The organism is Deltaproteobacteria bacterium (assembly GCA_018668695.1).
Classification (GTDB): Bacteria; Myxococcota; XYA12-FULL-58-9; order XYA12-FULL-58-9; family JABJBS01; genus JABJBS01.
Map to the genome: position 1 here is coordinate 49519 of JABJBS010000095.1, position 22005 is coordinate 71523.

At 51.6% G+C, this 22005-nt stretch carries 15 protein-coding genes; 9 read left to right on the top strand and 6 right to left on the bottom strand.

Annotated features, from left to right (window positions below; translation table 11 throughout):
- Positions 1 to 50: 50 nt before the first annotated feature.
- Positions 51 to 1250 carry a thiolase family protein gene (locus tag HOK28_05225; protein ID MBT6432472.1) on the bottom strand — a complete coding sequence of 400 codons (1200 nt, stop codon included), beginning with the start codon at positions 1248 to 1250 and terminating at the stop codon, positions 51 to 53.
- On the opposite strand from HOK28_05225, the gene HOK28_05230 reads away from it, so the two are divergent.
- From HOK28_05230 to HOK28_05245, 4 genes are all read left to right on the top strand, one after another.
- The gene (locus HOK28_05230; protein ID MBT6432473.1) at positions 1245 to 2603 is read left to right on the top strand and encodes a hypothetical protein; all 1359 of its coding nucleotides are present in this window, start codon (positions 1245 to 1247) and stop codon (positions 2601 to 2603) included. The genes HOK28_05225 and HOK28_05230 overlap by 6 nt on opposite strands.
- A gap of 77 nt (positions 2604 to 2680) precedes the next feature.
- Complete coding sequence (locus tag HOK28_05235; protein MBT6432474.1) at positions 2681 to 4786, top strand: ABC transporter substrate-binding protein; 2106 nt, start codon at positions 2681 to 2683, stop codon at positions 4784 to 4786.
- Between the two features lie 35 nt (positions 4787 to 4821).
- Positions 4822 to 6873 carry an ATP-dependent DNA helicase gene (locus HOK28_05240; protein MBT6432475.1) on the top strand — a complete coding sequence of 684 codons (2052 nt, stop codon included), beginning with the start codon at positions 4822 to 4824 and terminating at the stop codon, positions 6871 to 6873.
- A complete protein-coding gene (locus HOK28_05245; GenBank protein MBT6432476.1) occupies positions 6873 to 8285 on the top strand; it encodes a M20/M25/M40 family metallo-hydrolase in 1413 nt (470 codons plus the stop codon). Before HOK28_05240 ends, HOK28_05245 begins: the two co-directional genes overlap by 1 nt.
- 37 nt (positions 8286 to 8322) lie before the next feature.
- On the opposite strand, the gene HOK28_05250 is transcribed toward HOK28_05245, so the two are convergent.
- From HOK28_05250 to HOK28_05270, 5 genes are all read right to left on the bottom strand, one after another.
- Positions 8323 to 9771 (bottom strand): DnaJ domain-containing protein, encoded by a 1449-nt coding sequence (locus tag HOK28_05250; protein MBT6432477.1) that lies wholly within the window; start codon positions 9769 to 9771, stop codon positions 8323 to 8325.
- Positions 9768 to 12191, bottom strand: a complete 2424-nt coding sequence (sppA, locus tag HOK28_05255; protein ID MBT6432478.1) for a signal peptide peptidase SppA — start codon at positions 12189 to 12191, stop codon at positions 9768 to 9770. Before sppA ends, HOK28_05250 begins: the two co-directional genes overlap by 4 nt.
- Positions 12192 to 12254: 63 nt before the next feature.
- The gene (gene recO, locus HOK28_05260; protein MBT6432479.1) at positions 12255 to 12959 is read right to left on the bottom strand and encodes a DNA repair protein RecO; all 705 of its coding nucleotides are present in this window, start codon (positions 12957 to 12959) and stop codon (positions 12255 to 12257) included.
- Positions 12960 to 12986: 27 nt separating this feature from the next.
- Positions 12987 to 13796, bottom strand: a complete 810-nt coding sequence (locus HOK28_05265; GenBank protein MBT6432480.1) for a tetratricopeptide repeat protein — start codon at positions 13794 to 13796, stop codon at positions 12987 to 12989.
- 26 nt (positions 13797 to 13822) lie between these two features.
- A complete protein-coding gene (locus HOK28_05270) occupies positions 13823 to 14428 on the bottom strand; it encodes a hypothetical protein (GenBank protein ID MBT6432481.1) in 606 nt (201 codons plus the stop codon).
- 454 nt (positions 14429 to 14882) lie between these two features.
- On the opposite strand from HOK28_05270, the gene HOK28_05275 reads away from it, so the two are divergent.
- From HOK28_05275 to HOK28_05295, 5 genes are read left to right on the top strand one after another with little or no spacing between them, the layout of a single operon-like run.
- Positions 14883 to 15899, top strand: coding sequence for a 3-oxoacyl-ACP synthase III (locus HOK28_05275; GenBank protein MBT6432482.1), 1017 nt, complete (start codon positions 14883 to 14885; stop codon positions 15897 to 15899).
- A gap of 21 nt (positions 15900 to 15920) precedes the next feature.
- A complete protein-coding gene (locus HOK28_05280) occupies positions 15921 to 16808 on the top strand; it encodes an alpha/beta fold hydrolase (GenBank protein ID MBT6432483.1) in 888 nt (295 codons plus the stop codon).
- Positions 16809 to 16810: 2 nt separating this feature from the next.
- The gene (locus HOK28_05285) at positions 16811 to 18469 is read left to right on the top strand and encodes an AMP-binding protein (protein MBT6432484.1); all 1659 of its coding nucleotides are present in this window, start codon (positions 16811 to 16813) and stop codon (positions 18467 to 18469) included.
- On the top strand, positions 18466 to 19476 hold the full coding sequence (locus HOK28_05290) for an NAD-dependent epimerase/dehydratase family protein (GenBank protein ID MBT6432485.1): 1011 nt from the start codon (positions 18466 to 18468) through the stop codon (positions 19474 to 19476). Before HOK28_05285 ends, HOK28_05290 begins: the two co-directional genes overlap by 4 nt.
- On the top strand, positions 19463 to 22003 hold the full coding sequence (locus HOK28_05295; GenBank protein MBT6432486.1) for a DUF3516 domain-containing protein: 2541 nt from the start codon (positions 19463 to 19465) through the stop codon (positions 22001 to 22003). Before HOK28_05290 ends, HOK28_05295 begins: the two co-directional genes overlap by 14 nt.
- Positions 22004 to 22005: the final 2 nt, after the last annotated feature.

The window sequence follows — 22005 nt, forward strand, 5'->3', positions numbered from 1 at the left end:
TTCAGCAATTGTGTGAAATGGGGGGTCAAATCGCCTCTAGAACCGTCGATTTAACCTAATTTTTCCACCAAAACGCTCACTCCTTGGCCCACACCTACGCATAGCGTGGCAAGCCCTTTGCGCGCGTCACGGCGGCTCATCTCGTGAATCAAAGTCGTTAGGATGCGGGCACCACTGCAGCCTAAGGGGTGTCCCAGTGCGATCGCTCCACCATTAACGTTCACAATATCGCTAGAAAGCCCCAGCTGACCCATTACCGCGAGACTTTGAGCAGCAAAGGCTTCGTTGAGCTCCACAAGATCTAAGTCACTTATTTTCCAACCGGCTCGGCTCAAAGCTTCTTGGGTGGCAGGAACCGGCCCAATTCCCATCGTTCGTGGATTCACGCCGGCGCTTGCACAGGCCACAATCCGCCCCATGATCTTCAAATCACGTTTTTCTGCGATTTCTCGGTCCATAAGCACCAATGCTGACGCCCCATCGTTCAAAGTCGAGCTATTGCCGGCCGTAACAGACCCACCTTTCTTAAAAGCTGCGCGTAAAGTGGCTAGCTTTTCCAAGGATGAATCGGCCCGGGGACCCTCATCTTTCTTGAAGAGATGAGATGATTTACGTAATTTTATTTCAACCGGGACCACTTCGGCGTCAAATCGGCCAGCTTCCCACGCCGCTATCGCCTTTTGATGACTCTGATAAGCGAATAGGTCCTGCGCTTCACGGCTAATTTTATACTCTTCAACTAAGTTTTCGGCCGTCTGGCCCATGCCTTCAAGCGGGAAAAGCGCCTCCATTTTCGGATTTGGAAAGCGCCAACCCAAGGAAGTGTCAAAAACTGCAGGATTTCCGGTTCCAAAGCCCTGCGCTGGTTTGGCCAGAGCATAAGGCGCTCGTGTCATACTCTCGACGCCGCCCGCGATGACTGTCTGGCGGTCACCAACTTGAATGGCTCGGGTGGCTGCAATGACGGCATCTAAGCCTGATGCACAAAGCCGATTGACCGTAATCGCCGGAACACTCTGCGGCAATCCGGCGAGAAGCGTTGCCATCCTGGCCACATTGCGATTGTCCTCGCCAGCTTGGTTTGCGCACCCGGCAAAAACCTCCTGAATATCACTCGGCTCAAGGCCTGAGCGGTCTACTGCCGCGGCGATTGCCGTTGCGAGTAAATCATCGGGTCGAACGGTCGCCAATTCCCCACGAATACGTGCAATGGGGGTCCTCAATGCTTCTACGATCACTACTTCATGCATAAAAACCTTCTGAACCCTTTTGCTTGCAAGGTCAACGCCGAGTCGGTACGTGACTCCAACTATAAACCAAGCGACAATCTAACTATGCCACGCACCATATTATTTATTCTAACGTTCGGACTCAGCCTTCCAGCTCATGCCTACCCGGTGCCGCTGGGCAGCGCACCAGAGCTTCGGGAAGCAGCTCAAGGGTTTGCTCAGCAGCACCCATCACAACTCAGCGCTAAAACGCTCACCCGAATTCTAGTTGGCACCGATAAGCCCTCGAAAAGCTCCTCCTCTCAAAGCTGGCTTAAATCTCTCAACGAGGCCCTCGAAAAAGATGCGCGCTTCGAAATCGAAACTGCACAAGCGCTGCGCCTGGAAGTAGCGCAAAGCTACGAAGCCAGTGCCATGCTCAACCTCGAGCAAGTCCAACTCAGAGCCAGGATGGGGCATGATGCCGTGGCCAGCCTCCTTGCCGAAGGGCAAAAACTCCAAGCTGTAGAACTCGCAAGGGAAAACCTCCGCCGATTTCCGGATATCGCAATTGATCGTAAACGCCACCCGCCCACGGTCGTCGACTTTTTTAAAAAGCAGCTAAAACACAATAACAACAGTCCCTTAGTCCCTCTAACCTTTCAGGGTTCAATGCCCGGAACCCTCTACGCCGACGGAAAACTGCTCGGCCCTCTCAAGGGTGAGACCGTCTATCGGCTGATGCCGGGCAAATATAAACTCTGGATTCATCAAGCGGGCGCTCCCATGTTGGTGCGACCCATCTCGCTCAGTTCGACCCCCTTAGCCGTCACGTTTGATCCGCCCCTGGACCGAGCTCTTCGCGTTCTCCCGCACCCCCATCTTGCCTGCACTCAATTATGCGAAGTACTCCTTGGAAAATTTGCGCAGCGGCTTGGAACAAGCACCCTCGACGGCATCCGCCCCGCTCCTGAGGGCAATGAACTTTATGAGGTCATTTCAGTTGATACTGCGGGGAAAGTACTGCGTAAAACTCTCATCAATCGCCACGGCTTGACCGTAAAACTTGCGGCGCCCGCACCCGCCTCACCGGGCTTTCAGAGTTCCAATACTTCAGAAACCTTCAATACATTCAGTGCTCTTTGGCTCTTACCGGGTGGAGTGGGTCAGTTCTCGCAAGGCCGCATTGGCTGGGGGATTGCCTGGGCAACCCTCGAAACCGGGTTGCTTGCATGGAATATCCACTCCCGTGTTCGTTACGATAAAAACGACCCCGAAACCGATTGGGCCAAGACCCAAACCAACATTTCCGGCTATTCACTCTGGGCCATCGGGGCCATCGGAGTACTTGAAGCAGTCATCACCGGCTTACTTGAAGAGCCGAAACCGGAATAAACCGAGGCTCAGCAGTCTTGTTGCTCTGGCAGGGTACGTATATATAGCCGTGCAACCAGATCGAAGGCTTGAGGTTTATGCAGACACCGATTCTTAATACCGCCCGACTCATCGTCATCACGACAAGCTTGCTCGTGCTTAACGCCTGCGCGCCCGTTCCTCCCACTCCTATTCTCGTGGCCCCCGACGGCTCGCTTGTGGAAGCCCCGCCGCCGCCAAGTGCACAAGAGGAAACCGACGCCGACAAACTCCTGGCTCAATCCCGGTCGCAGCGCGCTCAAGGGCAAATTGCTCAAGCAACCAAAACACAAGAACAGTTGATCCAAAATTGGCCGGGAACGACTGCTGCAGCGCACGCTTTATTTGAGCAGGCCCAACAAGCCCGGGAAGACAACCACCCAACCATCATCATTGAAAAGCTCGAGAAGCTTCTTTTTTACCGACCTGACTTTTCAAAAATAGATGCGGCACGCGAACTCTACGCCCATGCTCTCGTATCCGTGCGTCGCTATGAAGATGCAGCTGGAATGCTCGGCGCCCTTTACGCCAGTGCCACGGACAACAACAAACTTGTAGAACTCGGTAAACTCTACATCCGAAGCCTGCGAGAAATTGCACGACCTGCAGAGGCTCTTCGCGTCTGCGTTGACCTTCGCGCGATTCCCACCCTCTCCAATCTAGATAAAGAGGCCGTCGAAACACTTGCCCGTACTGTGGTTTCAAGCCGCCTTAGCTTTACCGAGATCGAAAGCATGTGGACAACGTACGGTGCTGACACCCGCTGGTCCTTCATTCACCCCATGCTCGGCTTTAAGCTCGCAAAAGTTTTTTACCATACCCGCGACTACGAGCGTTCAGAAGCCATGCTCAAAGAGCTCATTGCCCGTTACCCGCAAACCCTTTACGGCAAAGAAGCTTCATCGTTTTATGAGCGCTTGAAAAACCGCTTCATAGTTCAAGTAAACAAAATAGGTGTTCTTCTACCACTCTCAGGACGCTTTGGTCAGTACGGTAAGCAGGCTCTAGAGTCTATCAAACTTGCTTTCCAAGACTCTGCACTTGAACTCGTTGTAAAAGATAGCAAGGGCGACCCGACCGCGGCCGCCAGCGCTGTTGAAGAACTCGTCCTCGTAGATCATGTGGTTGGAATCATCGGTCCGATTGTGACCAAGCCTTCTTTGGCTGCGGCGCAAAAAGCAGAAGAGCTAAGTATCCCCATCATCTCTCTTTCTTACAAAGTTGGCGGAGACATGGGCAGCTACGTATTTCGTGCTGCTCTAACCATTGAAACTCAAGCGCGAAGTTTGGCTAAATTTGCCTTTGAAGAAATGGACATGACTCGCTTTGCGCTTTTACATCCACGCACACCTTACGGCGCGGCGTTCGTCAAAGCATTTTGGAGTGAAGTAGATGAACGACAAGGTGAGATTCGCGGTGTAGAAAGCTATGACCACGACCAAACCACCTTCACAGAGCCTGTTCGTAAGCTTGTGGGACGCTGGTACCGGACTTCACGCCAAGATTACCGCGACAAGCTCAAAGAAATTCGAGCCAAAAAATTACCCTCGCATCGCGAAGCCGCTGCCATCGAAAAGATGCAGAAAAATCTCCCGCCCATCACCGACTTCGACGCCATTGTCATCCCAGACAGCGCCAAGCGCCTCGGTCTAATTGCACCGGCACTGGCTTTTGAAGACATTGTGGTGACCCGCAATGACCGTGAGCTAAAACGAATCAAACGTGCCACGGGCTACAAGGATATCAAACCGATCACACTCCTGGGTGCGTCGACCTGGAACCACCCCTACCTGAGTCAAAAGTGTCAGAAGTATTGTGAAAACGCGATTTTCGTAGATGGTTATTACCGGGATCACCCGGCACCGAAAGTGCGTGACTTCGACTCGGCATTTCGAGAAGTCTTTGGTAAGTCGCCGCAGTTAAGTGATGCACAAGCCTTCGATACTGCAGGAATCGTGCGCGCCATCTTAGAGCTTCCTAAAACTCCACTGAAGAGCCGCGAAGATTTACGCAAAGCCTTACTGGGACACACCGGATTTAAAGGTGTCATGGGCAATCTGGAGTTTGACGATAAGGGAGAGGCGGTCAAAGAGCTTTTCGTACTGACCTTAAAGAACAACACCATTCAGCTTTTTGAAAAACCTGTGCCTAAACCAGAGAATTAATCTCGAGCCTGCTCCTCCTGCTTTAGGACGTTTCAATGAATACCAAAGGCCTCCAGCCAGAAATGCTTGAAGCCTTCTTCGGTAACGAGGGACCTCTTGCGTCGGTCATTGACTCCTATGAATCTAGACCCGAACAAATCCAGGTAGCACAAGAAGTGGGGCGCTCCATCGAGCGCGGCAAGGATCTCATCGCTGAAGCTGGGACAGGGACAGGAAAAACACTGGCCTATTTGGTCCCAGCCCTTTCCTCTGGCCTAAGAGTCGTTCTTTCAACCGGTACGCGTAATCTACAGGAACAGATTCTCGAAAGGGAAATTCCCCTTTTAGAAAAAGCTGTTGGCGCGCCCTTTGATGTTCAAGTGATGAAAGGCCGTTCCAATTACCTATGCCACTACCGAATGAATGCCTTCAGCCGCCAAGGGCTTCTTCCTGGCACCGGGCGCAAAAGAGCCTTCGACAAAATAAACAACTGGCGCGAAACGACCACCACCGGTGACCGGGCAGAGCTACAAGGGCTACCCGACAACTCTGAAATCTGGCGTGAAGTTTCAGCGACCTCAGACCAATGTCTCGGCAGAAGCTGTTCGGAATTTGAGCAGTGTTTCGTTACGCAAATGCGAAGAAATGCCCAACAAGCTCAGCTCGTCATCGTGAACCACCATCTTTATTTTGCCGATGCCAGCTTAAGAGCCAATGCTGGTGAGCGCAACGTTGAGCTTATTCCTCCACATGACATTGTCATCTTTGATGAGGCTCATGATTTGGATGAAGTTGCCTCACAGCACTTTGGATTTGAAGTTTCCGAACGGCGAATCATCATGCTTTGCCGCGACATTTTTAAGACAGTCCAGGACAGTGACGGGTGTTACGCCCGGGTTACACAAAACGTCAACCAACTTGAAATCAGAGGCAGACAACTCTTTCACGCCCTTCCTTTTGATAAGCGCAGCGGCCGGATGACTCTCCGTAAAGAGAACATCAACCAAGAGATACTAACCCGCTTCCAAGAAGTCGATGGTCTACTGTGTCAAATTGAGAACGATTTATCCAACACAGACCGCGAAGAGACGCTGCATCTTGGAAAACGAACAGCAAGCTTAGTTCTAGAGCTGGCCTTTGTGCTCCATCAACCTGGCCGCGCGGGAATCTTAAGTGAGATTGAAAGCCAACTCGACCATGCCCGCACGCTCACACCCGATGATGACCTCTACTACGCAGAGCCAAGAGAATCGATGCGTCCACTGGTGCCCTTCGTACGCTACGCCGATGTTGGTCAAAACGGCAAACGCGTCGTCGCTCGACCTTTAGACGTTGCACCGCTGATGCGTTACATGTTGGGTTCTGTCCCTGCAATTTATGTGTCCGCGACTCTGGCTGTAGAGAAAAGCTTCGATTCCTATAAAAACCGCATCGGGCTCACTGATACCGCAGAAGTCCTCGTGAACTCTCCGTTCAATTATACCGAGCAAATGCGGCTCTATTTCCCTAATGGCATGGACAATCCCAACAGCCCACGGTTCTCAAATCAAGCAGTCGATGTTGCTGCAGAGCTCATCGCGGCTGCCGGCGGCGGTGCCTTCGTTTTATGCACAAGTTACAGCATGCTTGAAACGATGAGCCGAGAGCTCCAACCCAAAACAGGCTTGAGAATCCTCAAACAAGGCAGTGCTCCAAGAAGCGAATTACTCGAGACTTTTCGTAAAGATGGTCATGCGGTGCTGGTTGCGACCATGAGCTTTTGGCAAGGGGTCGATGTACCCGGCTCTGCGCTGCGGCTTGTTATCATCGACAGGATTCCTTTTGCCTCTCCCCAAGATCCACTGGTTGGCGCTCGAATCGATTACATCAAGAGCCAAGGACAATCGCCTTTTAAGAGTTACCAACTTCCGCACGCTGCCATTATGCTCCGCCAAGGTTTTGGCCGCCTGATTCGTAAGCAATCGGATTCCGGCCTCGTCGCCATCCTGGATCCACGTATGACTGAAAAAGGTTATGGCAAAGTGCTGCTTCGTTCCTTACCCGAAACTCAAGTGCTGCGGGACATAGAAAAAGCACAAGATTACCTCAAAGAGATGGAACCTCAGTGATGAGCTTAAGAATAAACACCGCCCTCCTCGTTTTACTTTCCGCTTCTCTCACCCAAGCTGCCCAAAATCCCGAAGTCAATGTAGAGCAAAGTGCAACACATCTTAGCCAAGCCATTAAATTCGAGACTGTTTCCACCATGCAGGGCCCCCTTGACCCCAAGGCCTTCACCGCATTTCATCAATACCTCGAGCAAACCTATCCGCTCGTGCATCAAGCCATGTCGCGTTCTGTCGTCGCGGACTACTCCCTGCTCTATCGCTGGCCAGGTAAAGACCTCTCCCGCCCGCCGGCGATGTTTTTAGCGCATCAAGATGTTGTGCCCGTTGACGAAGCGACTTTACGCGATTGGAAGCATCCGCCCTTTAGCGGCGTTATTTCCGAGAATTCCATTTGGGGCCGAGGCACTATGGATTTTAAATTTGGGCTGATAGCCCTATTTGAAGCGGCTGAACATCTTCTTCAACAAGGGTTTGTTCCAGAGCAAACACTTTACTTCGGGTTCAGCCACGATGAAGAAGTGCTGGGTAAAGGCGCACCTGCCATGGTCAAAGCCCTTCAGGACCAAGGCATCAAGCTCGACTGGCTCCTCGATGAAGGCCTCGTCATCACCCATCAAATGTTTCCCGGGCTGGACAAACCGCTGGCACTTGTAGGGCTCGCCGAAAAAGGTTTTTTAAGTGTTGAGATTGAGGCAGCTCACCCAGGTGGTCACTCTTCCATGCCTCCTGCACAAACCGCAGCCGGTATCATCGCGCGGGCGGTAGTCGCCCTAGAAGACAACCCCATGCCCCAGCGATTAACCGGCCCTGTTGAGATGATGATTCACCGGGTTGGAGAATATATGCCGTGGTATAAAAAGGCTGTTTTCCAAAACCTCGCAATCACCGGCTCACTTGTTCTTGGAAAGCTCGGTCAGAAAAGCAACACCAACGCCCTCACCCGCACCACCACCGCCGTCACGATGCTCAAAGGAAGCCCTCAAGACAATGTGCTTCCCAACCGCGCCAAAGCAGTTATCAATTTTCGAATTTTACCAGGCGACACCGTGGAGAGCGTGCTTGTACACGTCAAAGAAACCATCGCCGATGAACGGGTGAGCGTGAAACCCTACAGTGAATCACGAGGTGAGAATCCATCTCCTACCTCCTGCGCCGACTGCAAAGCTTTTACCCGCATCGAAGATAGTATTAAGAAGATTTACCCAGACGCGATGGTCGCACCAAGTATCTTGGTTGGAGCCACCGACAGCCGCCACTTCAGTACATTGAGTGATAAAATATACCGGTTCAGTCCCCAGGAAATCTGGCCTGAAGATATGAGTGGGTTTCACGGTATCAATGAAAAGACTGGTGTTGAGGCTTTTGGTCGTGCCGTGGCTTTTTACATGGCAATGATGTCGCCAGCGCTATGAGATAAGCGCAGCTCCTAGCAGGCTCGGGTATCGCGAACTACTTCTTAAAGATTCCCTTAAGCTTCGACATGATGCTTCCATCATCTTGAGAATCATCAGATTTACGCATCTTTAAAAGCCTTAACTCTCGCTCGGCTTCTGGATTATCGGGATCGAGATTCAAGCATTTTTTAAGGTTTCGAGCCGCCGCAGAGGCATCTCCCTCTACCCGAGCCAACCTACCTAGAAACTCATAAACCACCGCAAGCTCAGGTTGTTCTTTGCGTGCACGCTCCAAAGCTTTCCACGCCTTATGACGGCCTTCTCGGTCTGGCTGAGCATTGAAAACGGCCCAGCCATAATAAGCCCAGAACTCAGGTTCCCCAGAATTCATCTCGATGACTTTTTCCAAAAGCGGAGATGCCGCAACCGCATTGCCCAAGCGCACCATTTTTTGTGCACGGGTAAAAAGCTCTTCGGCCTCGAGAATCACAGCGGGATCTGTGGGCAATCCCTTGGCCTGGCGGTCGAGAATAAAATCGTAGGATTCACGCTCTTTGGCATTGTTTAAGACGCCATAAGCTTCTTCCATTCGCATGAAAATTTCTTCAGCAAGCCGCTTAGCTGGTCCCAAGTCGTGGCCGCCAAACCGGTCACTGTGAAACTTTCGAGCGTTGGCAAGGTACGCCTTACCAATATCGGCAGGTACTGCGTTGGGTGCCAAGCCGAGGACTTCGTAATGGTTTACAGTTTCAAGAGTGGGATGCACTTTTTGAATTTCAGCAACCAAGTCACGTAGCTCTTGAGGTAAAAACTCAAGGTAGGCGTCAACGGGTGTCTCTATGGTGACTTCGGACTCTTCGAACTCCATGTCGACGGTATCGTTATTGGGCGGTGCATCAGGAATAGCCGGTCCACTCAAAACCTTGGTATGGCGGCTCGACAGATCTTCTAGTACCTCAAAGCCGCCCATCATCAAAAGCGCTGCCCAGGTACGCTGCAGCTCAATCGAGACGCCGCTGATGAGACTCCCTACTGGCAATTTATGCTGCGGTCTTTCAACGTGCTCGCCGGAAACCTTGGAAACCGCCTTCGCGAGGCGTTCAAATACAGCGGTTGGCTGAACCACTTGACGGATACGCGCGTCCCAGAGGGAATCAAGATGCATCGTCTTCAAGTCTCGTACGACCGCTACAAGAACCTCACCCAGCGTATCAATACGCAGCGATTCCCTGTCGGCAACAAGTGATAAATCTTTATCCTCGAACGAATAAGTTCCAGTGCAAGCCAAAGCAACGGCTCTTAGGGCTGATACCACGATATCGCGGTCGTCGATTTCTTGATTGTTTTCATCGATAAAGCGCTGGGGCCTACCGGAAACAAAAAGTAAGTCTGCACCGTTACGGCCATCGCGCCAGCGTAAAACGCCACACTTACGTGAGCCGGCCACTGTGACCAATACCTCTGCACCATAATGACGTGGGCTAAGACTGTTGTCTTGAGTCATGGAAAAACCTCGTACCACTGCGGCATCAATGCCAACGGTAACTTTGATAACATGCGAATAGATTCTAAATATTCCCAAGCTTTGACTACCGTAGGCTCTTCTCTACTTGCGCTGACGAAGTCAATCAAGGAGCGTTTGCCTAGAGCGCGCTCAGAAAATTCAACTTCGTACCTATCTTGCTCCAAACCAGCTTGCTTAGCAGCTTCTTCGATGGCCTCGAGCAGGCCACCAAATTTATCTACAAGCCCCAGCTCAAGCGCTTTACGCCCAGTGTAAACCCGGCCTCCCGCTACTTCCCGCACCCTCTCAGGCTTCACTTTACGGCCTTGTGCCACTCTATCGATAAATACGTCATAATAGTGTTCCAAAGCCTTTTTCAGAGCCGACCTGCCCTCAGGGCGTAATGCCATGGTCTCAGAATTCCAATCGGCCTGCTCACCGCGCTTCTCAATCTCTGTGCCTATCCCCAAAAGCTCATAAAGCCCTGATAAATCGGGCAACAATGCAAACACTCCAATCGAGCCGGTCAGTGAATTGGGTTCTGCAAAAATCGTGTGGGCAGGAGCCGATACGTAGTAACCACCCGAAGCCGCGACTTGTCCCATCGATACAATCACCGGTTTAACCTGGGCCAAGCGTCGAACCGCTCTCCAAATTCTCTCGGATGCCATGACATCCCCGCCCGGGCTATCGACACGAAGCACGACGGCGGCCACGCTCAGGTCACTGGCCACTTCCTCTAAAGCTGGAATGATGTTTTCCGCTGCCGCACTTTGTCCGGGCAACGGACTTGCCCCAGGTTTGCCCACGATTGTTCCTAGAATGGGAATCACCGCGATTCGGTCGGGCGTTCCCCAATGATCATCGGCTCGCTCAAATGAGTCCAACGACCATCCATTTGGAATCTTCTGCGGTAATTTCGCGGCTTCCTTCGGAGTGAAGATGCCGTCTGCCAAGCCAGCCGCCACTGCTTCCTCGCCGCTGAAATAGCCTCTTTTTAAAATCTCATCGACTTTTTCCCCGCTCAATCCGCGGTCGTCAACCATACTGGTCTTTAAAAGGGTGATCGCTTCATCGAGAATTTCGCCCCGTACCTCTTTGTCTTCGGGCCTGGACTCGGTCCGAGTGAGAGCATCAGGACCTGTCTTATAAGCGCCCACCGCGACTGCATCGAACCGAACACCAACCTTATCCAAAGCCCCGGCAAAGTAGCGTGCGGTCACACTGAATCCATCCAGCAATAGAATACTCACGGGATCTACTTTGATGCTTGATGCGGCCATCGCGACCAAATAACTTTTTTCGTCCCCACCACTTAAGTAGGCGGTGACGGTCTTGCCAGATTTGCGAATTCTTTTAATACCGGCTCGCAGCTCTTCAACCCCAGCCAGGCCCATATTTAAATCCGAGACGCCGATGATAACATCCTGAACCGAGTCATTGCCGGCAATCTTAGCCAGTCGAAGTGCCAATGTTGATACGGATTCACCTCTACCCAAAAACGTAGTCGCTTCTCGCCGCGTTGTTCCCGCTGCCCATACCTTGGCGCGTTTCGAACTGAGTTCCAGGCCGGGCTCTCCTTTTTCCTTAAAGGTCAGAGCCCAGTGGGTTCTATCCACCCCAGCTTCCGTTCCAAGGGTATCAATATCGTCTACACCTGCGGAAAACTCTGCCTCTAGCCCGGAGCCACCCAAGTTCGTATTGAGACCAAAGCCTGCCCACACCTGATGGCTTCCATCTTTTTGGTATTGCCAAGCAAGGCTCGTATAGACGCCTTGCCAGATCTCTGCCTGCACATAGGTCGAAACGTCGGTTAAAAAAGTCTTTTCGAACGTGCGCCCAGGTTTACGTAAAAACCGCACACTTGAACCCACCGTGAGCCAAGGGGCTCCTCCCAACGGGCGAATACCTAAACCCAGTCCATACACCGAGCCGAGTATGCCATCGCCAAAATCCGGTTCATTCAAGCGTTGACCAAAAATCGATATCGCAAGCCAGCGCCAAGGTTCTGCGTAGAGACCCACATCAACCGAAATCGTATCCGTTCCATCAATCTCAAACCGTCTCCAGGCCGTACCGAGAGACAGCCGCTCACCCAGCCGAAGCGCCAAGGCAAAAGTTGAACGCTCGTACCCCACACCATCGGGAACCGGGACCCAGTCGTAGCCAAATGCAATGGTAAGACTCTCCCAGGGCACAACAAATGCTAAACTGGTTGCTGCCTGCGTTTCTTGGCCGCCAAGCATACGACCCGACAAGCGAAACTCTAAGCCCTGAGCAATGCCTGCTGCTCCTGCATCCCATCCGAGAGCCGCGGCTCCTCGGCGAGTTCCGGAAACTTCTGTGGCCGCGACGAAATCATCAGGCTGAGGCAGAGTAGAGGCGACAAGTAAGGTCAGTGATACGAGAAATGTGTTCATAGCGGCTTTGAACGCTACATGGTTTTGGTTCCAAGTGCTAGCTCTGAATCCGTTGTCCGGAACCTACATCATATCGAGGTAAACATCCGCGCTGGGTAATCTTTTTCCAATTTGGTGCTGAACCCAATCAATCACCAATCGTTCGAGTTGACGCGCACCTTCTGTGCTTGTGCAAGCGTGCCCACGAAGTGCCTGTACCACTTCAGGGCCAAAACCACGGGCGCCGCCCTGGACCCGACCCGCTCCAACGACCAAACCTGACTGAAAGTTGAGCGTGTAGCGCATACTTTCCTCTACCCGCACTCCGCCGGTGTCTGGTAGAATTCCCGCAGCCTGTAAAATAAGAGGATAAGCTTGGCTTGCTGCCAGAGAGTCTTCTTCACTTAGGTGGTCCAGCCCTTGCCTCACGGCTTCATACATATCTGCCGATTCATGATGCTCTGGAGTTAGAGCTCTCGCGCAATCACAAATCAAACTTGCACGGCCCAGCAACTCAAAATGACCCCGCAGTGGGAGCCGTAAATTCAAAGCATCTACTGATTTCAAGGTCCAAAGATTGGGACCAGATTGGCTATGGGTGCGCAGGCCAGAAAATAGGTCGAGGGCTCCCCCGAATCTCTTGCGCGAACGCCTGGCTCCGCGAGCTATCATGCTCACGCGGCCTTCTTCAGCTGTTAGGAATTCAACAATGCGATCTGATTCACCATAGTTGGTCATCCGAACCACAATCCCGTCGAGTACGGTTTCTGTCCGGGCTGCTCTTACCAACTTGAATCCTTAGGAGGCGATTCTCAACTAGTGTGAGAGTTCCTGCAGGGATGCCTGGCACTGGGCTGCGTAACCCTTTTCGGCATCTTTAAGAGCGCACCGAGACAACATGTCACGAGCCTGCTCCACGCGGCCTGTCTTTATCAGGCTCAGCGCAAAATAATACTGCATTTGGTGAATATGGTCTGGCGCTAAGACCGCGCCAACTTCAGCATCCTGAGCACAATGGCGGTCGAAACGACTGTAGATTTTATCCACGCCTTCGGCGTTGTCTTGGTCGAGCGCGATGCGTGCTAACCATTCATAACCTCGGCAAAACTTGGGCTGAGTGGCAACTGCATTACGCAGGTGTTTACGCCCTGTTTCGGCCTCTCCCTTTTTATAGTAGGCCCAGCCCATATTACCTTCAGCGAGAGCCGGAGTACGGTACAAAATGTCACCCAACGCCACCTGAAAAGACTCAATCGCATCGTCGTAGCGGCCCAAATCAATCAGCAACGTACCCAGGTTGTTGTAGGCTTCAGAAAATGAAGGCTTGTATTTAACGGCCGCTTCATAATGTGTGAGGCTCTCATCGAGATGTTCCAATGCGTGATAAACCATGCCCAGCGCATTGTGAGCTTCTGGTAAACCTGGATTGAGTTCAACGGTCTTGAGAAGTTCACGCAATGTCTCGCGCAGATCTCCGGTCTTGAAACTCGTAATCGCAATGTCGTAGTGGGTTTGTGCAAGAAACTTATTCTTGTCGGTCACCTGACCAGTTGTCGCGCATGCTGTGAGCCAAATTAAGGTGGTCGTAAGCATCGCGGCCATCATAGGCTGCATCAATTTTTGCATAGCTTCCCTCCAAGCGATTTTTTATTCTATTGCGCTGTTAAAACGTACTCGTCATTGAAATCCGATGTCTCAAGCGCCGTTCGTCGGTAATCTACAAGGGTTCTGGTAATCATCACGTTGCGACCACCAACCTTGCCTTCGCCCACAACAATTCGAAAATAATGCTGCGCAGATTGCGAAATCCGTTCACCAGAAGACAAATCCTTCTTTGCACGAAAAATCAGTTTATTGGGCCCGGTTTTCAAATGAGACGTAACTTCAAGAACCGTGTGCTTCTCATCGTCGAGAAACTTACGGACCCACTTTCCGTTGATAAACAAGTCGATATCAAATTGTGTTTTACTGGGAACTTTTTCAGTCACGACCCAGTAACGACGGGTCGGCGGCTGCCCCACTGGGCCAGAAACCTTATCTTGGCCTGGGCTTTTGACCTCGCTCTTGGCACCTTGGACCGCATAACCTTTGGCAGTAATATGCACATTCCCATGGGCATCGATTTCAACGCTAACATTATCAAACTTTTGATTGGTTACGCCGTCGATGCGCGTACCGTTGAGATAGATACTCCCCGCGAACGCAGGAAGCGCGCCTAGCCACAACAAAAATGTAATAATGATAGATCTCGCCAACATGCTGGCAGGCTAAGTCCAGGTGCTCGATCTGTCAAATAAATGGCGAAAGATGAGAAAGCTTGCAGCTAAAACTCTTTCATTGACCCAATCACGCACTGGCGCCGCCCTGGATCTAGGAGCTAAGCCTTGCTCAATTTCAGGTCTAGAGGCTGGGTGGAATCTCAAAAATAAGCACCGCGCAGCTCCATGTCCTTGGTTTCATTGGCATGACCAAGTGATCAAATCACTCAAAGTCCCTGGGTTTTCGGGATACTTCAGCTCACTCCACCAGGGTTAGCCCCATCTGGGCTGAACGGTAGTCACCGGCCATCCAAAGACCCCAGCTCCTTAAATGCACTGAGAAGGGGCAGCTCTCACCCCAAAACATTCCCAAACTCCTATTAAATAAGGATTTGATGGTTTGACGGCGGCACCTCCCGCTGGCATAGCGGGTCTTTAATAGCCGGAGGTGCTCATGCGTTTTGAGAACGTATCAATCGTAAGTCTTGCCCACGTCGATGGGCCCGTTCGCATGCCATCTTCCGAGATTGAAGCCCGTATCAAGCCCACCATGGACCGCCTCGGCATCCGCCAAGGACTGCTCCAACATCTATCGGGTATTCACGAACGAAAATTCTGGGACAGTGACGTCCAACCCAGTGAATGTGCCACGCTGGCAGCTAAAGAAGCCATTGCCCGCAGTGGAGTCGACCCCAAGCGCATCGGGATTTTAATCAACACATCAGTTTGCCGGGACTACATTGAGCCTTCAACCGCTTGTTTGGTTCACGGTAACCTTGGCCTCCCCGCCGAATGTATGAACTTCGACCTCGGCAATGCATGCCTTGGATTCCTAAACGGCATGGACATGGTCGGCAACATGATTGAGCGGGGCCAAATTGATTACGGCCTCGTAGTCGACGGCGAAAACAGCATCAATGTTGTGGAAGCCACACTCAAACGACTCCAAGATCCAAGCTGTGATGAAGCGCTCTTTCGAAACAACTTCGCAACTCTCACACTTGGCTCAGGCGGTGTGGCAATGCTCTTAGGCAGAGCTGACCTCTGTGAAGAAGTCCACTCATTTAAAGGCGGCGTCAATCTCGCAGCCAGCCAGCACAACCGGCTTTGCCTCGGCCAGGTAGACGGTATGGTCACCGACACCAAGAAATTGTTGTTTGCCGGAATCGAACTTGCCAATCAGTGCCTGAACCGGGCCAAGCAAGAGATGGATTGGGACCTTGAAAAAATCGATGAACTGATTCTTCACCAAGTGAGCAAGGTTCATACGGAGCAATTGGCGGCCACCTTAGGTCTATCTATGGATAAGATTTTCCGGCTCTACCCAGAGTACGGTAACATTGGTCCTGCCTCGGTTCCGATTGTTCTCTCTAAGGTCGTTGATTCTGGTCGCGTTAAATCTGGCGATCGAATCGCGTTGATGGGAATTGGCAGCGGTCTTAATTGCACCATGGCTGAAGTGGTTTGGTGAGCTATGAACACCCAGGTCAATATCTCTAAAGAGCTCTACCCCTTTGAGGGCAACTACCTAGACCTCAACGGGCATCAGTATCACTACCTCGACGAAGGCCAAGGCCACCCCGTGGTCATGGTTCACGGCAATCCCTCTTGGTCATTTTACTACCGTAACCTAGCCAAAACTCTACGCAGCACGCACCGAGTGATTGTTCCCGACCACATTGGGATGGGGCTTTCAGACAAGCCTTCCGACGATGCTTATGGATATCATTTAGAACAGCGCGTAGACGACCTCGACGCGCTCCTGTCCCACCTGGAAATCGACTCGAAGATAACTCTGGTTGTTCATGACTGGGGCGGTATGATTGGAATGGCCTACGCGACCCGCCACCCGGAGCGAGTTGAACGCTTGGTCATTCTCAATACAGGCGCGTTCCATTTGCCCAACACCAAAGCACTGCCATGGCAACTTAAGCTTGCGAGAGATAGTTCCCTGGGCGGATTGTTGGTGCGCGGTTTTAATGCATTTAGCCGCGGCGCCACCATTGTAGGCTGCACCCGCAAGCCGATGCCAAAGAATATCGTCCAAGCTTACACTGCACCTTACGATACTTGGACCAACCGCATCGCTACCCTTCGCTTTGTACAAGACATCCCTCTTGTTCCCCAAGACAAAGGCTATGACCTCGTCAGCAGTGTTGAGAGTCAGCTGGGCCAATTTAATAAATTGCCAGTATTGATTTGCTGGGGCGATAAAGATTTCGTGTTTGACCACCACTTCCTCAAGCAGTGGCAAAGTTACCTCCCCAATGCCGAGGTTCACCGATTTGCCGATTGCGGCCATTACATTCTTGAAGACGCTACCGACGAAGTCATTCCGCTTATCGAAGACTTTCTCAAACGCCATCCCATTGCAGACTGACGATGACTACCAAGCCCGTCAACATTGCGGCATACCTTCCCAAAATGGCACAAAGCCAGCCGCGCACGCCCGCAATTATTGCGCCTTATGGCCGCAGCCCCGCAGGTAGAGTGCTCTACGAACACTACACCTACAAGCAGCTCGACGATAAAAGTAATGCCATTGCGGCCGGACTTGAAAAGGTTGGCATCAAACGCGGCGTGCGCACCGTTCTAATGGTAAAACCCAGTCTCGATTTTTTCGCCCTCACCTTCGCCCTTTTTAAAATTGGCGCTGTTCCCGTGGTGGTCGACCCTGGTCTGGGACTAAAATCACTTAAATCATGCCTTGGGCGAGCCAAGCCCGAAGCCTTTATCGGCATACCGCCTGCTCATGTTGCCCGGCTTCTCTTTGGTTGGTCCAAAGATACCATCAAAACATACGTTACCGTTGGCCGGCGTTGGTTTTGGGGCGGTCACACTCTCGACCAAGTCCAAGAACTTGCTGCATCGGACGCCGCTTACCAAATGGCTGAAACCACTGGCGATGAAATCGCCGCGATTCTTTTCACCAGTGGCAGTACAGGCCCGCCCAAAGGCGTCGTCTACCGACACGAAAACTTTGCGGCGCAAGTTGAAATGATTCGCGAACTTTTCGGTATCCAGCCCGGTGAGATTGATCTGCCGACGTTTCCGCTCTTCGCACTTTTTGACCCAGCGCTGGGTATGACGACGATTGTTCCGGATATGGACCCGACCAAACCGGCCAAAGTTGATCCGGCAAAAATAATCGAAGCCATCGAAGACTTCGGCGTCAATACAATGTTTGGCTCTCCGGCCCTCCTCAATACAGTTGGCCGATACGGAGAAAAACATAAGGTAAAGCTTCCAACTCTGAAGCGCGTGATTGCTGCCGGTGCACCTCTACCTGCCCACGTCATGGAGCGCTTTCATACCATGCTCGAAGACGATGGCATCATTTACCCACCTTATGGCGCAACTGAGTCGCTCCCGGTCGCAGTGCTTGGCAGCCACGAAATCCTTCAAGACACTTGGCCGCTAACAGAGCAAGGCAAGGGTGTTTGTGTTGGGCGCCCGGTACCCATCGTAGATGTTAAAGTTATTGGCATTACTGATGAAGGTATTTCAAAATGGGACGAATCACTCTGTGTTCCTCAAGGAGAAGTTGGGGAAATCGTGGTCAAAGGCCCAGTGGTCACGCAAGCCTATTTTAACGACGGCGAAAACACGGGGCTTGCCAAAATCGAGGATATTGACGGTATACGCCACCGTATGGGCGACCTCGGATATTTCGACACACAAGGTCGCCTATGGTTTTGTGGACGCAAGAGTCACCGAGTCATCCTCTCGCAACAAACTCTTTTTACAATTCCCTGTGAAGGAATCTTCAACGCACACCCCGACATCTACCGCACGGCACTTGTTGGTGCTGGCTCAGGCGACAATCGCAAACCTGTGTTATGCATCGAACTCGAAGCAGCGTCGGCAAATGCCGATCAGAGTGAGATCTTGGGCGCACTTAAAAAATTGGCGCAAAAGCATTCACACACTTCCGGCATCGAGACGTTTCTTTTTCATCCTTCATTCCCAGTCGACATTCGACACAATGCGAAAATAGGCCGCGAGAAATTATCGGTCTGGGCCGCGGGGCAACTCGGATGAAAATGCTCGTAACAGGTGGTGGTGGTTTTCTCGGGAAGGCCATTGTGAAAAGGCTCCTTCAAGAGGGCCACAGCGTCTCAAGTCTATGCCGAGGTGATTACCCCGCACTCAGCGAACTTGGCGTCGAAGTCTTTCGCGGAGACCTTGCCGACGAACAAAGTGTGCTGAAAGCAGCAAAGGGATGTGACCGAATCTACCATGTAGCCGCAAAGGCCGGCGTGTGGGGCAGCTACAATGATTTCTATAAGCCCAATGTTGTGGGAACAGAAAATATATTAAAAGCCTGCAACGTTCACCAAATCTCAAAGCTCATCTACACCAGCACCCCAAGCGTGATTCATGCCGGCGGTGATGTTGAAGGCATCAATGAAGCAGAGCCCTACCCCGATCATTTTGAAACCCATTATCCTGCTACCAAAGCGATGGCTGAAAAAATGGTTCTCGAAGCCAACGGTCCAAGCCTACAAACCGTTGCCCTGAGACCTCACCTCATATGGGGCCCAGAAGACAATCATTTGGTGCCAAGAATCGTCGACCGGGCCAAACGCGGCAAGCTAAAGCTTGTTGGCGGAGGCCTGAAGCTCATCGACTCCGTCTACATTGATAACGCTGCAGAGGCTCATATTCTAGCCGGTGACAAACTTTCCCCTGAGGCATCATGTGCAGGCAAGGCTTATTTCATCACCCAAGATGCGCCGATACCAAGCCATGAACTCATTAATGGTATCTTGAAGTCAGCAGGACTTGGCCCAGTTCAAAGATCTGTTCACCCGAAAGTTGCTTATACGGCCGGAGCCGTACTTGAAGGCGTTTACAATCTTTTTGGCGTCAAATCCGAACCCCTTATGACTCGCTTTGTAGCCAAGCAACTTGCAACGGCCCATTGGTACGATATCAGTGCAGCCAAACGCGACTTAGGCTACCACCCAAATGTCGATACCCAAGAAGGGCTCAGGCGTTTAGGCGCCTGGTTTGAACAACAAGGCCACCAAGATGTCGGAAACTAAAAAGACTCCTCTATTTATCCAGCACCTGCCAGAAGAGCCCAGCGAGGATAATCTCCTCGATGCTTTCTTAGCCGCTGTGGATGCTAAGGGCTTAAATCCTTACCCAGCCCAAGAAGAAGCTATTTTAGAAATCATGGCTGACAACCATGTCATTCTCAACACACCTACTGGCTCCGGAAAATCTTTGGTTGCGCAAGCAGTTCACTTTAAATCCATCGCTGAAGGCAAACGTTCTTATTACACCAGCCCAATCAAAGCGTTGGTGAGCGAGAAGTTTTTCGCATTATGCGATGACTTCGGGGCCGAGCATGTAGGCATGCTTACCGGTGACGCCAGCATCAATCACGACGCTCCTGTGATTTGCTGTACCGCTGAAATTTTATCCAACATGGCGCTGCGCCAAGGAAGCCGTGCGCCCGTCGACAGCGTGGTCATGGATGAATTTCACTACTACTCCGACTCGGACCGCGGCATGGCCTGGCAGGTCCCTCTTCTTCGTTTACCACAGGCTACATTCTTACTGATGTCTGCAACGATGGGTGACAACCCAGTGATCAACGAAGGCATTGAGTCCATCACCGGTCGCGGCGTTCGTGTGGTGCGTTCTACCGACCGGCCCGTTCCGCTTGATTTTACCTACAGTATCAAGCCCATCCATGAAACGCTTCACGACTTAGTCAGCGCAGGGCAATCCCCCGTTTACGTGGTCAACTTCACCCAGCGTGAATGTGCCGAGATGGCGCAAAATCTAATGAGCACCAATTATTGCTCAAAGGAAGAAAAGAAAGAGATTGCGGCCGCGCTCAAGGGATTTCAATTCGATTCACCCTACGGCAAAGACATCAGTAAATTCATTCGCCACGGGGTTGGGCTGCACCATGCAGGTCTCCTGCCGCGCTACCGACTGCTGGTTGAACAATTGAGCCAACAAGGTCTGCTTAAAATCATCTGCGGAACAGACACGCTCGGAGTCGGGGTGAATGTGCCGATTCGAACAGTTTTGTTTTCTAAGCTTTGTAAGTTTGATGGTGAAAAAACAGGGGTTCTTACAGTACGCGATTTTCATCAGATCTCGGGCCGGGCCGGACGCAAAGGTTACGACACCGCAGGCAGCGTAGTTTGCCAGGCCCCCGAACACGTCATCGAAAACAAAAAAATCGAAGCCAAGATTGCAGCCAACCCCGGTAAGAAAAATAAATCGGTTAAGAAAAAGGCGCCAGAGAAAAACTATGCTCACTGGGATGAACAGGTTTTTGAAAAACTCCAGACAAGCTTACCTGAAGCACTTTCGTCACAGTTTAGCATCAGTCATGGCCTGATTATTAACCTTCTCCAGGGCGCCACAGAATTTGGCGAAGACGGATGGGACAATCTTCAAACTCTCATCAACGATTCTCACGAGCGTGATAAGAGTAAAATTGCGCACCGTGAAAACGCCGATATCTATTTAGAGTCCCTCAAAAAAGCGCAGCTGGTTGTTGTGGAAAATGAAGGCACCGAGGAGGAAAGGCTCCTGGTTGACGAAAGTCTTCAGCACGACTTCTCCTTGCACACAGCCAGCTCCATGTATGTTTTAGATATTTTACCAACGGTTCAAAAAGACTCAGAAGTCTACGCATTGGACGTCTTGACCTTGGTTGAATCGATATTGGAAAACCCCAGAGTAGTCCTCTACAAGCAGGTCGATAAGCTCAAAGGTGACAAGGTCGCCGAGCTTAAAGCCGAAGGCGTTCCTTATGATGAACGTATGGAACAGCTCGAACAAATTGATTACCCAAAGCCCAACCGTGATTTTCTCTACATCACGTTCAATGCATTTGCTGAGAAACACCCCTGGGTTCGCGCGGATAATATTCGGCCCAAATCCATTGCTCGGGAAATGTTTGAAAACTTTATGTCTTTCGCAGACTACATTCGCGACTATGGGCTCCAGAGAAGCGAAGGCATTCTCTTGCGTTATGTTTCACAGGTGTACAAAACCTTGGCCCAAACCATCCCCGATGATGCCAAGGATGAATCGGTGCTCGAAGTACAGGCCTACTTTCGGGCGATGCTGAGCCAAGTTGATTCCAGTCTCGTCCAAGAATGGGAATCCATGCTCAACCCCGCCACAGAGCAAAGCAGCGATCAGGCAGATCGCCCAGTACGGCTTACGGACGATCCGCGAGCATGCCGCGCTAGAGTTCGAACGGAGCTTCACCAACTACTTAAGAATCTTTCACAGAAAGATTTTGAAGCCGCCGCCGCCCATATTCGCGGAACATCTGAGCACCCTGCCGATGCAGAGCGTCTTGAGTCCATGCTGACGCCGTATTTTGAAGAATACGAAAAGCTGGCCTTCAACCATGATGCAAGACTTCCGATTCATACCCGAATCAACGAAGTCAATCGGGACCTCTGGCAAGCCACTCAAGTGCTCCTTGATCCCAACGACGATAATTTCTGGGTTATAGAAGTCGATATCCCCATCGTGGATGATTTTAATGAGCAAGAGCCCGTACTCGTTGTGCGTGATATTCACGATTAAAG